Below are 14,452 nucleotides of genomic sequence, written 5' to 3' on the forward strand. Positions count from 1 at the left end.
TCCCGGGGACGGCCGGAACGAGCCACGGGGATCGTACGGAGGGCTCGCGGCCGACCGCCGGAAGGCGACCGGGACTCGGGGCGGCCCGCCGAGGACCGGCCGTCCGGCCGGGGACAACAGCCCGTCCCGCACCGGCCGTCCGGCCCGGGCGCGCCCACGACCGTGGCCGTCCACGGCCCGTGCCCCCGGCAGGGCCGTCCGGCCCGCCCCGGCGCCCGGTCGGCCCCGGCACGGCAGCCTCGGGCTCGTCCAGCCTCGGGCCCCGGTCCGGCCTAGGGCTCGCCCGGCCTCGTCCTCGGGTCCCGGTCCGGTCGGACCGGGGCCCGGTCACCCGGTGAGGCCCGGACGGCCCGCGCTTCGTCGGCCGCCGTCCGGCCCCGGCCCGGGGCGCGAGCACCACCGGTCCCGTGGGCGTCCGCGTCCGACCGGACATCCGGCCCGGGCCCCGCCCGGGGGCGGTGAGGAGCCCGGGGCATCCGCCCTGGTACGCAAGCCCGTTGCCCCGCAGTCCGCGCGGCCAGCGCCTACGCGGTCAGCGCCTACGCGGCGTTCGCCGGGGACAGGAGGGCCCGGACCTCCGCCGCCTCCGGTGCGCCGAGTTCGTCGAAGATGCCGAGCGCCTCCCGCCAGCAGACCAGCGCCCGGCCGCTCTGTCCGATGCCGAAGAGCGCGCGCCCGAGCACCGTGAGGACGTTCCCGCGCCGCCACTCGCCGCCGATGCCGCGCAGCACCGTGAGCGCCATCTCGGCGTTGGCCGCCGCCGGGGCGTGCCGCTGCGCGGCGAGGTCCACCTCCGAGAGCCGGAAGAGGGTCATCCCCTCCCACAGGCGCTGCCTGCTGTCGGCGAAGACGGCCAGCGCCTCCCGGAGCTGCTCGCCCGCGGCGGCCAGCTGGTTGTCCTGGGTGAGGGCGAGCCCCAGCGCGTACCGCCCGTTGGCCCCGCGCAGGGCGTGCCCCATGGCGTCGTAGATCGCGGTGCCCTGCCGGGCCAGCGCTATGGCGCTCGACGTGCGGCCGGTGGCCAGGTGGATGCGGGAGAGGTTGCACAGCGCGCTCGCCTCGCCCGGCTGGTCCCCGATGCCACGGAACCGTTCGATCGCCTCCGTGAAGTACTGCTCGCCCTCCGCGAAGCGGCTCTGGTAGAGCGCGATGATCCCGCGCGCGTTCGCCGACCAGCAGGCGGGCACCGGGTCCCCGGCCCGGTCGGCGTGCGGCAGGGCCAGTTCGGCGTCGGCGTCGGCCTCCTTGAAGCGGCCCGCCGTGTGGTGGACCCCGGCCAGGACCATGAACGCGCGGCCCGCCGCCCGGTCGTCCCCGAGGGCGCGGGCGGCGTCGCGCACCACGGCGCCCGTCGCCTCGAACTCCCGGGAGTTCGCCCCCGACTCGCCCAGGTCGAGCGCCGCCCACAGCAGGTCCACGGCCCGCCGCACGGTGTCCGGGGCCGCCGCCGACTGACGGACGCAGGCCAGCAGGCAGTTGGCCTCCGCGTACAGCCAGTCCTGCGCCGCGTGCCGGTCGGTGAAGGTGAGCCCCTCGTGGACGGCGGGCTCCAGGTGGTCGACGAGCCGGTCGCCGGGGCGCTCGATCGCGTACACCCGGGCCGCCGTCGACAGGTAGAAGTCCAGCAGCCGGGAGAGCGCCGCCGCCTTCTCCGACGGGGGCTGCTCGTCGCGGTCGGCGCAGGCACGCGCGTAGAGCCGGACCAGGTCGTGGTACCGGTACCGGCCGGGCGCCGCCGACTCCACCAGGGACGTGTCGACGAGGGCCTCCAGGAGGTCCTCGGTGTCCCACAGCGGCAGGTCGAGGACGGCCGCCGCCGCCGGGAGCGAGATGTCCGGGCCGTCCGCGAGACCGAGCAGCCGGAACGCGCGCGCCTGGGCGGGCTCCAGCTGGCCGTACCCCAGCTCGAACGTGGCCTTCACCGCCAGGTCGCCCGCCTGGAGTTCGTCGAGCCGCCGCCGCTCGTCCGCCAGCTTGGCCGCGAGCACGGACACCGTCCACGTCCGGCGGGCCGCGAGCCGCGAGGCCGCGATCCGGATGGCCAGCGGCAGGAACCCGCAGGCGCCGACCACGTCGAGGGCCGCCTCCCGCTCGGACTGGACCCGCTCCTCGCCGACGATCCGGGTGAACAGCTGGAGGGCCTCGTCCGGCGACATCACGTCCAGGTCCACCAGGTGCGCGCCCGCCAGGTCCACCATCCGGATGCGGCTGGTCACCAGGGCCGCGCAGCCCGCCGTGCCGGGCAGCAGCGGGCGGATCTGCGCCGCGTCCCTGGCGTTGTCCAGGAGGACCAGGACCCGGCGTCCGTCCAGCGTCGAGCGGTAGAGCGCCGCCCGGTCGTCGAGCGCGTCGGGGATGGCCGAGTCGGGGTGGCCGAGCGCGCGCAGGAACGAGCCGAGGACGGTCTCCGGCGCCGCCGCGCCCGAGCCCGCGCCCTGGAGGTCCACGTACAGCTGTCCGTCCGGGAAGTGCGGCCTGGCCTCGTGGCCGACGTGCACGGCCAGGGTCGTCTTGCCGACGCCGCCGATGCCCGCGAGCGCCGACACGGCCATGACGTGGCCCTCGGCGGTGGCGAGCCGGGCGCCGAGTTCCCGTACGAAGGAGGCGCGGCCGGTGAAGTCGGGGACGGTCGCCGGGAGCTGTGCGGGCCGGGCGACGGGCGCCGCCGCCGGTGCGGGCTCCTCGACCGGGCGGGCCAGTTCGGCATCGGCCTGGAGGATGCGCTGCTGGAGCCGGGAGAGTTCGGGGGTGGGGTCGACGCCGAGTTCGTCGGCGAGGAGCCGCCGGGTGTCGGCGTACACGGCGAGCGCCTCGGCCTGCCGTCCGCTGCGGTACAGGGCCAGCATCAGCAGTTCGCGGAGCCGTTCGCGCAGCGGGTGCCCGGCGGTGAGCGCGGTCAGCTCGGACACGGCCTCGGCGTGCGCGCCGATCTCCAGGTCGACGTCGAGCCGGGTCTCCAGGAGGCTCAGCCGCCACTCCTCCAGACGGGCCCGCTGGGTCTCGGCGTACGGCCCCGGTACGGAGGCCAGCGCCTCGCCGTACCAGAGGCCGAGGGCGGCGGCGAGCCGGTCCCGGGCGCCCGCCCGGTCCCCGGCGGAGCGCAGCTTCTCGGCCTCGGCGACGAGTTCCTCGGCGGTGGTGACGTCGAGGGCGGCGGCGGAGGTGCGCAGGGCGTAGCCGCCGGACTCGCTGACCAGGACCTCGGGGCCGAGGGCCTTGCGGAGCCGGGAGGCGTACGTCCGGACGGCCGCGAGGGCCTGCGAGGGGGACTCCTCGCCCCAGAGCGCGTCGATCAGCTCGGCGGCGGTGGCGGTGCGTCCGCCGCGCAGCAGCAGGGCGGCGAGCAGGGCGCGCTGCTGCGGGGAGCCGGTGGGCACGGACTCGTCCCCGCGCTGGGCGCGGACCGGCCCGAGCACGGCGAACCTGAGGCCCCCGGGGGAACCGCTCCCGGCCCCCGGGCCGCTCGGGGCTCCGGCGCCGGTCCCGGTGCCGGCGGGCGCGCCGGATCCGGTGGCCGCCGTGTCCGTGGGCGCCTCGGGTCCGGTGGTCCCCGTGTCCGTGCCCGCGCCGCCGTCCGTGACGGATTCGCCGTCCGTGACGGGTTCGCGATCCGCGTCCGGTCCGGCGCCCGCCCCGGAGCCGCCGGAGGGCGCGCCCCCGGTGGTGGTCATGTCCGTACTGGTGTCCTGGTCCGTCATCGGACCCCCGGTCGTCGCCGTGTCCGTGGTTCCGGCCGTGTCCGTGGCCGTACCCGCGTCGGCCGCCGCGCTCGTCCTCGGAGCCCGCTGCACCGGAACTCGCGGCCCGTTCTCACGGTCCATCGCTCCCCCTGCCGTACCGCAACCGCTGGTCTCGCCCCGCACAGTCTGCCTTGTCCGGAGGGGGTCCGTCAGCATCGGGTCGGTCTCGCCGGGGCCTCGATCGGGCCTCCGGAGGGCTCGCGGGCGGGCCGCCGGGGCGCCCCCGTCCGCCCCGATCTGCCGCACACTAGCTGACGGCCCGTCAGATCGGCGCTACCGTGAAGCACATGGAGACCTTCCCGAAGATCATCTCGGTGGACGACCACACCGTGGAGCCCCCGCACGTCTGGCGGGACCGGCTCCCGTCCCGCTACCACGACACCGGTCCCCGGATCGTCCGCGCCCCGCTGAAGGAGATGACCTTCCTCGGCGGCAGGTTCGCCCCGGTCATGGGGGCCAAGGGGGACGAGGGGCCGATCGGCGACTGGTGGGTCTACGAGGACCTGCACCGGCCCCTCACCCGGCTCGACACCGCCGTCGGCTACGACCGCGACGAGATACGCCTCGAAGTCATCACCTACGAGCAGATGCGGCCCGGCTCCCACTCCGTGCCCGAGCGCCTCGCCGACATGGACGTCAACCACGTCCAGTCCGCGCTCTGCTTCCCCACCTTCCCCCGGTTCTGCGGACAGACCTTCACCGAGGCGTCCGACCGGGACCTCGGGCTGCTCTGCGTCCGCGCCTACAACGACTGGATGGTGGAGGAGTGGTGCGGGCCAGAGGCCCGGGGGCGGCTCATCCCGCTCACCCTCATCCCGCTCTGGGACCCCGAACTGGCCGCCGCCGAGGTGCGCCGCAACGCCGCGCGCGGAGTGCGGGCCGTGGCCTTCTCCGAGATCCCCCCGCACCTCGGACTCCCCTCGGTCCACACGGACCACTGGGACCCCTTCTTCCGTGCCTGCGACGAGACCGGCACGGTCATCGCCATGCACATCGGCTCCTCCAGCCGGATGCCGTCCACCTCCGCCGACGCCCCGCCCGCCGTCGGCTCCACCATCACCTTCGCCAACTGCTGCTTCTCGATGGTCGACTGGCTGATGAGCGGCAAGTTCGAGCGCTTCCCGAACCTGAGGATCATGTACGCGGAGGGGCAGATCGGCTGGATCCCGTACATCCTGGAGCGCGCCGACGTCGTCTGGGAGGAGAACCGGGGCTGGGGCGGGGTCGCCGACAAGGTGCTGCGCCCGCCGTCCGAACTGTTCGCCGGGCACGTCTACGGCTGCTTCTTCGACGACGCCTTCGGGCTGCGGAACCTCGACGCGATCGGCGCCGGGAACGTGCTCTACGAGACGGACTACCCGCACTCGGACTCCACCTGGCCCAAGTCCCGCGAGGTCGGCGAGGCGCAGATGGGCCATCTGCCCGGGGACGTGGTGGAGCGGATCGTCCGGGGCAACGCCATCGACCTCCTCGGCCTGACCCCGGAGGGCCTCTGGCCGGGGGCGTGAGGTCGGTGCCTGAGGCCGGGCCCCGGCGCGAGGCCGCCGCCCCGGCGTGACGCACGTCCCGGCGTGATGCCGGACCCCGCCGGGATGCCTGACCCCGCCGGGATGCCCGACCCGCCGGGGTGGCGGCCTCGGCCCGGGGTGGCGGCCTCGCGCGGGGTTCGGGTCGTCGCCGCTCCCGGTGACATCCCGTCATGACCGGTTTGTTACGGTCGATCCCGAGTTCGCCCGCAGATGCTTCCGTCCACTCGTACAACCCTTCGCATCGCCCGGTGGTCTTCCCCAGCGAGGCGCACCGTGCGCCCGCCGCTCCATGGAGGAACCGCCCGTGCACCGCTCGACCCGCCGTCGGCTGACCGCCGCCGTCACCACCGTGCTCGCCGTCACCCTCGGCGCGGGCGCGCTGGCCGTCCCCGCGCAGGCCGTGCCGACGGCCGTGACCGCCCCGGCGGCCGAGGGGCCGGTCGTCCCGCTGCCCCACGCGGACTCCGACATCGTCTCGGCGGGGGTGACGGGCTTCGTCACCCGGTCCGTGGGAGACGGCGGGTACAACCTCGTCTGGTCGCGCTACAGCGACGGCACGGGCAAGGCGTACGGCGGGCAGACCGTCCTGCGGTCCACCCGCGCCGAGGACTTCCTCGTCTCCATCACCTCGTACCGGACCACCCAGCAGTCCATGAGCACCGGGGACGTCTTCGAGGTGAGGACGGGTCTCGCCGCGTCCCACGCGGGCTCCGCCGCGGACGCTGTCTTCACCCGGACCGGTGACGAGGGCGGCGCACAGGTCCTCAGGCGGCACACCAAGGCGGACGGGGACGTCGTCGTGACCGGTTTCCCCGCCGGGGCGACCGGCTTCCAGGTCGGTCCCGGTACGCCCGAGGAGGCGCTGGTGACCTTCACGGACGGCGGGACCGTCAAGTGGGGGCTGATCGACCTCGGGGCCGCCACCGTCGGCGAGATCCGCACGAAGCCCCCGGCCTCGACCGGCGTCGCCGTCTCCGCGAGCCGGGTGGCCTGGAGCGAGGGCGCGGGGGCGGACCGCGCCAAGGTCGTCCTGCTGGACCGTGCCACCGGCAGGACGTCCGAGCTGCCGCTGCCCGCCGGCTCGGCCCACCGGCTCCGGGTCGGTCTGGTCGGCGACTGGGTCGTGTACGGCGAGCCGGGCGCGCTCGCCAACGGGGCCGTCGGCACCTTCGACGCCGTCGTCGCCCAGCACCCGGTCACCAAGGCGAAGGTGCGGCTGCTCGACCACCTCACCTCGCTCGCCGCGGCTCCCGACGGAAGCCTCTACGTGAGGGGCGGCACGGTCGCCGGGGGCGAGGGCCTGTACCGGGTCGTGGCCGCGGGGGGTGCGACTCCCGTGGTCACCAAGGTGGCGACCACTGGCGAACCCACCAAGGTCGTCGTCGGGGGCGCGGGCATCCCCCGCGTGGTGGACCTCGCCGCGCAGCGCGAGCAGGTGGCGTTCCGGTGGGGCCTGTCCCGCAACACCGTCAGCGCCAAGCTGACGCTGCGGCACGTCCGCACCGGCAAGACCTACCAGAGCAGCGAGAGCCACCCGCACCAGCCGGAGCTGGTGTTCTCCTGGCGGGGCTACCTCAACAACGGTCCGCGCATGGAGCCCGCGCCCAACGGCGACTACACCTGGGAGCTGACCGCCGCGCCGCTCAACGGCATCGGCCCCGCCACCGGCGCCAAGGGCACGTTCAAGGTGGTCCGCACGGTCCAGCCGCGCGACCTCAACGACAACGGCACCGCCGACCTGCTGCTGCGGGACGCCTCCGGGCGGCTGTGGCGCGACGACACCTACTACACGCCGTTCGCCATGGACGGCCAGCTCCAGGAGGGCGAGAAGCGGGCGCTGATCGGCCCCGGCTGGAACGTCTACGACAGCGTCGAGGCGGTCGGCGACGTCGCGGGCTCGGCGGTCGGGGACGTCGTCGCCCGGGAGAAGTCCGGGGTGCTCTGGCTCCACCAGGGCAAGGGCGACGGCACCTTCGCCCCCCGCGTCCGGGTCGGCGGCGGCTGGGGGACCTACGACCGGATCACCGGCGGCAGCGACCTGACCGGCGACGGCCGGGCCGACCTCGTCGCCGCCGACAGGCAGGGCGTCCTGTGGCTGTACGCGGGGACGGGCAACTCCAAGACGCCGTTCTCCGTCCGCAAGCGGATCGGCGGCGGCTGGGGGACCTACAACGACATCACCGCCACCGGGAACATCGCGGGCGCCCCCGCCGGGGACCTGGTCGCCCGTGACCGGGCCGGCGTGCTCTGGCTGTACCTCGGCAAGGGTGACGGGACGTTCGCGCCGCGCGCCCGGATCGGCGCGGGCTGGAACGCCTTCACCCACCTCGTCGCGCTCGGCGACGCGAACCACGACGGACGGCCCGACCTGATGGCGTTCGGCCCGGAGGGGAACCGGCTCTACCGGGGCACCGGCAACTGGAAGGCCCCGTTCAAGCCCGCCGAGGTCGCGGGCCTGGCCTACGTCTCCGACCCCCACCAGCTGATCGGCTGACCGCACCGCAGCGCACACCGCGCCGCACCGCACCGGACCCCGACGGGGCCGGGCCGGGGACGCCCCCGGCCCGGCCCCGTCGCCGTCCCCCGGCCCGTCGCCGTCTCCCCGCCGGGGGACAGCCACCCGTGGCCGCCGTGCCCCGGACCCTCGCCGTCCACCCCGGCAGAGCCGCCCCGCGTCCCTCCCGGCCCGGTCCGAACTCCTCCCGCACAAGCCTTGCCTGATGGGTCATCAGGTACGAGCATGGCTCCGCTCGCGTATATGACGATCCGTCAGGTATACATGGCTCCGAGGGGGTTCCCATGGTGGTCTACGGGATGCAGCTGCCCGTACAGTCGCAGTCCGCCCTCTACGCCGAGCCCTGGGAGGCGGCCGCAGGGCCCGCCGATCTGCTCGCCGTCGCCCGCGCCGCCGAGGCCCACGGCTTCGACTACCTGGCGAGCTGCGAGCACGTCGCCGTCCCGCGCCGCCTCGCCGACGCCATGAGCACCGTCTGGTACGACCCGGTCGCCACGCTCTCCTTCCTCGCCGCCGCCACCGAGCGGGTCCGGCTGCTCTCGCACGTCGCCGTCGTCGGGCTGCGCCATCCGCTCGCCACGGCCAAGGCGTACGCCACCCTCGACCACCTCTCCGGCGGACGGCTCGTCCTCGGGGTCGGCGCCGGGCACGTCCGGGAGGAGTTCGACGCCCTGGGCGTGGACTTCGCCCGCCGGGGCGCCGTCCTCGACGAGACCCTCGACGCGCTGCGCGCCGCCCTCGGACCCGAGGAGTACCCGGAGCACACGGGCGAGCTGTTCTCCTTCAAGGAGCTGGGCCAGCGGCCCCGGCCCGCCCAGGAGCGCGTCCCGCTCTGGGTGGGCGGCTCCTCCCCGGCGGCCGTGCGCCGCGCCGCGCTCAAGGGCGACGGCTGGCTGCCGCAGGGCGACCCGCGCGAGCGGCTCGCCGAACAGATCACCACCCTGCTCCGGCTGCGCGCCGACGCGGGCGTCACCGAGCCCCTGACGGTCGGCGCCATCACGGAACCCCTCCACGTCGGCACGCCCGCCTGGCGGGTCGGCCGCCGCACCCTGAGCGGCCCGCCGGAGGAGCTGGCCGCCTCCCTGCGGGCGTACGGGGAGATGGGGGTGCACCAGATCCAGGTCCGGTTCCGGTCCCGGAGCCGTACCGAACTCATCGACCAGATGGCGGCCTTCGGCACGGAGGTCGCCCCCCTTCTGAACTGAACCGAGGAGCGTGGCGGGCATGGGCAAGCTCGACGGGCGGGTCGTCCTGATCACCGGGGCGGCGCGCGGGCAGGGCGAGCAGGAGGCGCGGCTGTTCGCGGCGGAGGGCGCGCGGGTGGTGCTCGCGGACGTCCTCGACGGGCCGGGGGAGGAGCTGGCCGGGGAGCTGGGGAAGGAGCGGGCGGCCTACGTCCGGCTGGACGTGACCCGCGAGGAGGACTGGGCGGCGGCGGTGGCCGTGGCGAAGGAGCGGTTCGGCGGGATCGACGGGCTGGTCAACAACGCGGGCATCCTCCGCTTCAACGAGCTGCTCGCCACCCCGCCCGACGAGTTCGACGCGATCGTCTCGGTCAACCAGAAGGGCTGCTTCCTCGGCATCCGGGCGGTCGCGCCCGAGATCGCGGCGGCGGGCGGCGGGACGATCGTCAACACCGCCTCGTACACGGGGCTCACCGGCATGGCCGGGGTCGGCGCCTACGCGGCCTCCAAGCACGCCGTCCTCGGGCTGACCCGGGTCGCGGCCCTGGAGCTGGCCCCGAAGGGCATCCGGGTGAACGCGGTCTGCCCGGGGGCGATCGACACGGCCATGAGCAACCCGGAGGGCGTGGACCCGGCGGCCACGGCGGAGCTGTACCGCAAGCTCGTGCCGCTGGGGCGGATCGGACGCCCGGAGGAGGTCGCGGCCCTGGCGCTCTTCCTGACCGGGGAGGACTCCGCGTACATCACGGGCCAGCCCTTCGTGATCGACGGCGGCTGGCTGGCCGGGGTCAGTCTATTCTGACGGGCCGTCAGGTATTGACGGCCCCACCCCGCGGTGCGAAAGTCTGGCACATCATGAATCTGACGGAGCGTCAGAATCATTGGAGACGACGAGGACGGTGAACCCCCTTGGAATTCGGGATCTTCGTACAGGGATACGTCGGCAAGCGCGCCGAGACCGATCCCGAAGCCGAGCACAAGGCGCTCATGGAGGAGACCGAGTACGTCATCCAGGCGGACCGGTCCGGCTTCAAGTACGCCTGGGCCTCGGAGCACCACTTCCTGGAGGAGTACTCCCACCTCTCCGCCAACGACGTCTACCTGGGCTACCTCGCCCACGCCACCGACCGCATCCACCTCGGGTCCGGCATCTTCAACCCCCTCGCCCCCGTCAACCACCCCGTGAAGGTCGCCGAGAAGGTCGCCATGCTCGACCACCTCTCCAGCGGCCGGTTCGAGTTCGGCTCCGGCCGGGGCGCGGGCTCCCACGAGATCCTCGGGTTCATGCCGGGCATCACCGACATGAACCACACCAAGGAACTCTGGGAGGAGACCATCGCCGAGTTCCCCAAGATGTGGCTCCAGGACGAGTACCAGGGCTTCCAGGGCAAGCACTGGTCCCTGCCGCCCCGCAAGATCCTCCCCAAGCCGTACGGGAAGTCCCACCCCGCCATGTGGTACGCGGCCGGGTCACCCTCCTCGTACGCCATGGCCGGACAGAAGGGCCTCGGCGTCCTCGGCTTCAGCGTGCAGAAGGTCTCCGACATGGAGTGGGTCGTCGACTCCTACAAGACCGCGATCAAGGAAGCCCGCGCGATCGGCGACTTCGTCAACGACAACGTGATGGTCACCTCCACCGCGATCTGCGCCGAGACCCACGACAAGGCCGTCGAGATCGCCGTCGGCGGCGGACTCAACTACCTCCAGTCGCTGCTCTTCCGCTACCACGACACCTTCCCCCGCCCCGAGGGCATCCCCGAGTGGCCCGAGCTGCTCCCCGAGTACTCCGCCGAGATCATCGAACTCCTCATCCAGGAGGAGCTGATGATCTGCGGCGACCCCTCGGAGGTCCTCGCCCAGTGCAAGCGCTGGGAGCGGGCCGGCGCCGACCAGCTCTCCTTCGGGCTCCCCATCGGGATCTCGTACGAGGACACCATGAACTCGATCAAGCTGATCGGCGAGCACGTCATCCCGCAGATCGACACCGACCCGGTCCACCGCACCACCCGCTTCCGGCAGGCGGCGGGCGCGTAACGCACCCACGCGTGGGCGGTGTCTTCCCGGACCGCCGCCCACAGCGCCCCGACCGCGGCGGCCCGCGGCCGGGGCACGCCCGCGTCCCGGCCCGCCCGGCCCGGCGCGCGCACCCGGCGCGGGGCCCGCCCGCACCAGGACCGGGAGAGACCCCGAGCGGAGAGGGACCGTCATGCTCGACCACCTCATCACGGGCGCCACCGTCGTGGACGGCACCGGCGCCCCCGCCTTCACCGCCGACATCGGGCTGCGCGACGGCCGGATCGCCGTCGTCGCCGAGCCCGGCGCCGTCCGCGAGGAGGCCCGCACCACCGAGGACGCCACCGGCCTCGTCCTCACCCCCGGCTTCGTCGACCCCCACACCCACTACGACGCCCAGCTGTTCTGGGACCCGTACGCCACCCCCTCCATGAACCACGGCGTCACCACCGTCGCGGGCGGCAACTGCGGCTTCACCCTCGCCCCGCTCCACCCGGACCGGCCCGAGGACGCCGACTACACCCGCCGCATGATGTCCAAGGTGGAGGGCATGGCCCTGAAGGCCCTGGAGGAGGGCGTCGACTGGAGCTGGTCGTCCTTCGCGGAGTACCTGGACGCCCTGGACGGCCGGATCGCCGTCAACGCGGGCTTCATGGTCGGCCACTGCGCGCTGCGCCGGTACGTGATGGGCGCCGACGCCGTCGGCGGGACACCCACCCCCGACCAGCTCGACCGGATGGTGGCCCTCCTCAAGGAGGCCATGGAGGCGGGCGCCTGGGGGCTCTCCACCACCCAGTCCGCCACCCACTCCGACGGCGACGGCGCCCCCGTCGCCTCCCGGCACGCGGCCCCCGACGAACTGATCGCCCTCTCCCGGGCGGTCGGCGAACACGAGGGCACCCAGCTGGAGGCCATCCTCGCGGGCTGCCTCGACCAGTTCTCCGACGCCGAGATCGACCTGTTCGTCGCCATGACCGCCGCCGCCGGACGCCCCCTCAACTGGAACGTCCTCACCATCGACGCCGCCGTCCCCGAACGCGTCCCGCGCCAGCTCACCGCCTCCGAACGGGCCCGGGAGTCCGGCGGCCGGATCGTCGCCCTCACCATGCCGATCCTCACCCCCATGAACATGTCCCTCGGCACCTTCTGCGCGCTCAACCTCATCCCGGGCTGGGGCGAGGTCCTCGCCCTGCCCGTCCCCGCACGCATCGCGGAACTCCGCGACCCCGCCGTCCGCGCCGAGCTGCTGCGGCGCGCCGACTCCCGGGAGGCGGGCGTCTTCCGGCGGCTCGCGGACTTCGGCCGGTACGTCGTCGGGGACACGTACAGCAAGGAGAACGAGGGGCTCACCGGCCGGGTCGTGAAGGACATCGCCGCCGCGCGCGGCCAGGACCCCTTCCAGTGCCTCGTCGAGATCTGCGCCAACGACGAGCTCAGGACCGTCCTGTGGCCGATGCCCCCCGACAACGACCCGGCCTCCTGGGAGCTGCGCCGCGCGACCTGGGAGCACGAGGACGTCCTGCTCGGCGGCTCCGACGCGGGCGCCCACCTGGACCGGATGTGCGGCGCCCCCTACACGACCCGCTTCCTCGGCGACTGCCTGCGCGGCCGGAAGCTCGTCCCCCTGGAGAGCGCGGTGCGGATGCTGACCGACGACCCGGCCCGGCTCTTCGGGCTCCGCGAGCGCGGCCGGATCACCGAGGGCTTCCACGCCGACCTGGTCCTCTTCGACCCGGAGCGGATCGACGCGGGCCCGGCGACCCTGGTGCACGACCTGCCCGGGGACAGCCCCCGGCTCGACTCCCGCGCGGTGGGCATCGTCTCGGTGCGGGTCAACGGCGTGGAGACGGTACGGGACGACGAGGTGACCGGCGCGATCCCCGGCAGGGTGCTGCGCTCCGGCCGTGACACGAGGACGGTGAGCACCCGATGACCCGTACCGAGCGGCTCTTCGTGGGCGGCGAGTGGGTCGAGCCCGCCCTCGGCCACTACGAGGTGGTGAACCCGGCCACCGAGGAGGTCGTCGGCCTCGCCCCCGAGGCGTCCAGGGCCCAGGTCCACGAGGCCGCCGCCGCGGCCCGCGCCGCCTTCGCCTCCTGGTCGCGCACCAGGCCGGAGGAGCGGGCGGCGATCCTCGACCGGGCCGCCGGTCTGATGGCCAGGGACGCGGAGGAGAACACCCTGCTGGCCCGCGCCGAGACGGGCGCCACGACCGGCACCGCGCGCGGGATGCAGGTCGCCGTCGGCGCGGCCCGCTTCCGGCGGTACGCGCGGGGCGCCATGGAACCCGTCGAGCAGGCCCTGCCCCCGCAGATCAACGAGGCGGGGCCGATGGGCCGGGCCGGGGTGTTCGGCGCGGTCGCGGTGCGCCGCCCGGTCGGTGTGGTCAGCTGCATCACCTCGTACAACAACCCCTGGGCCAACCCGGCGGGCAAGGTCGCCCCGGCGCTCGCGATGGGCAACACGGTCCTGGTGAAGCCCGCCCCGCAGGACCCGCTGTCGGTGTACGCGATGGCCCGCGCGCTCGAAGAGGCCGGGGTCCCGCCGGGTGTCGTCAACGTGGTGACCGGCTCCTCGGCCGAGTCCGGGCGGGCGGCCGTGGACTCCCCGGACGTCGACATGGTGTCCTTCACCGGCTCCACGGAGGTCGGGCAGGCGATCGGCGAGGTCTGCGGCCGGGAGCTGAAGCGGCAGCTGATGGAGCTGGGCGGCAAGGGCGCGGCGCTGGTCCTCGACGACGCCGACCTGGACTCGGCGGTCATGGGGATCGGGACGACGTTCTCCTTCTACAGCGGGCAGATCTGCACCGCCCCCACCCGGGTCCTCGCCCAGCGCGGGATCTACGAGCGGCTGGTGGAGAAGCTCACCGGCTACCTCCGGCACCTGCGGGTGGGGGACCCGGCGGAACGGGGCACGGTCGTCGGCCCGGTGATCTCGGCGGCCCACCGCGACCGGGTGGAGGCGTACGTGGAGCTGGGCCGGAAGGAGGGGGCGCGGATCGTCGCGGGCGGCGAGCGGCCGGACCTCCCGAAGGGCTTCTACGTGGCGCCGACGCTGCTGGCCGACTGCACCCCCGGGATGCGGGTGGTGCGGGAGGAGATCTTCGGGCCGGTCGTCGTGGTGGTGCCCTTCGACGACGAGGAGGAGGGGATCGCCCTCGCCAACGACAGCGACTACGGCCTGATCGACTACGTGTGGTCCGGGGACGTGGCCCGCGCCTTCCGGATCGCGGCCCGGCTGCGGGCGGGCGGGGTGGGCGTGAACACGATCGGCCGGAACATGGAGGCGCCGTTCGGCGGGTTCAAGAAGAGCGGGGTCGGCCGGGACGTGGGCTCGTACGCGCTGCACGCGTACAGCGAACTCCAGGCGGTGGTGTGGCCGGGGTGAGCCGGGACGGCCGGAGTGGGCCGGGATGGTCCGGGATGGTCCGGGGATGGGTCGGGGTGGGTCGGGGTGAGCCAGGGAGGTCCG

8 protein-coding genes are annotated in these 14,452 nt (G+C 74.4%); 7 read left to right on the forward strand and 1 reads right to left on the reverse strand.

Annotated elements, in window-relative coordinates:
* Positions 1-539 precede the first annotated feature (539 nt).
* A complete protein-coding gene (locus tag ACIRQY_RS19220; RefSeq protein ID WP_403927104.1) occupies positions 540-3,698 on the reverse strand; it encodes a BTAD domain-containing putative transcriptional regulator in 3,159 nt (1,052 codons plus the stop codon).
* Between the two features lie 329 nt (positions 3,699-4,027).
* Here ACIRQY_RS19220 and ACIRQY_RS19225 point away from each other — a divergent pair, with 329 nt between their 5' ends.
* From ACIRQY_RS19225 to ACIRQY_RS19255, 7 genes are all read left to right on the forward strand, one after another.
* Positions 4,028-5,248, forward strand: a complete 1,221-nt coding sequence (locus ACIRQY_RS19225) for an amidohydrolase family protein (RefSeq protein WP_351789576.1) — start codon at positions 4,028-4,030, stop codon at positions 5,246-5,248.
* Positions 5,249-5,573: 325 nt separating this feature from the next.
* Positions 5,574-7,763 carry an FG-GAP repeat domain-containing protein gene (locus tag ACIRQY_RS19230; RefSeq protein WP_403927107.1) on the forward strand — a complete coding sequence of 730 codons (2,190 nt, stop codon included), beginning with the start codon at positions 5,574-5,576 and terminating at the stop codon, positions 7,761-7,763.
* Positions 7,764-8,068: 305 nt separating this feature from the next.
* Positions 8,069-8,989, forward strand: coding sequence for an LLM class F420-dependent oxidoreductase (locus tag ACIRQY_RS19235; RefSeq protein ID WP_351789580.1), 921 nt, complete (start codon positions 8,069-8,071; stop codon positions 8,987-8,989).
* A gap of 19 nt (positions 8,990-9,008) precedes the next feature.
* Entirely contained in the window at positions 9,009-9,770 is a 762-nt protein-coding gene (locus ACIRQY_RS19240; RefSeq protein WP_351789583.1) for an SDR family NAD(P)-dependent oxidoreductase, read from the forward strand.
* A 107-nt stretch (positions 9,771-9,877) separates the two neighbouring features.
* Positions 9,878-11,002 carry an LLM class flavin-dependent oxidoreductase gene (locus ACIRQY_RS19245; RefSeq protein ID WP_403927111.1) on the forward strand — a complete coding sequence of 375 codons (1,125 nt, stop codon included), beginning with the start codon at positions 9,878-9,880 and terminating at the stop codon, positions 11,000-11,002.
* A gap of 172 nt (positions 11,003-11,174) precedes the next feature.
* The gene (locus tag ACIRQY_RS19250) at positions 11,175-12,914 is read left to right on the forward strand and encodes an amidohydrolase family protein (protein ID WP_403927113.1); all 1,740 of its coding nucleotides are present in this window, start codon (positions 11,175-11,177) and stop codon (positions 12,912-12,914) included.
* The gene (locus ACIRQY_RS19255) at positions 12,911-14,368 is read left to right on the forward strand and encodes an aldehyde dehydrogenase family protein (protein WP_351789592.1); all 1,458 of its coding nucleotides are present in this window, start codon (positions 12,911-12,913) and stop codon (positions 14,366-14,368) included. The genes ACIRQY_RS19250 and ACIRQY_RS19255 overlap by 4 nt, the downstream gene beginning before the upstream one ends.
* Positions 14,369-14,452: the final 84 nt, after the last annotated feature.

The organism is Streptomyces sp. NPDC101490 (genome assembly GCF_044767145.1).
Lineage (GTDB): Bacteria > Actinomycetota > Actinomycetes > Streptomycetales > Streptomycetaceae > Streptomyces.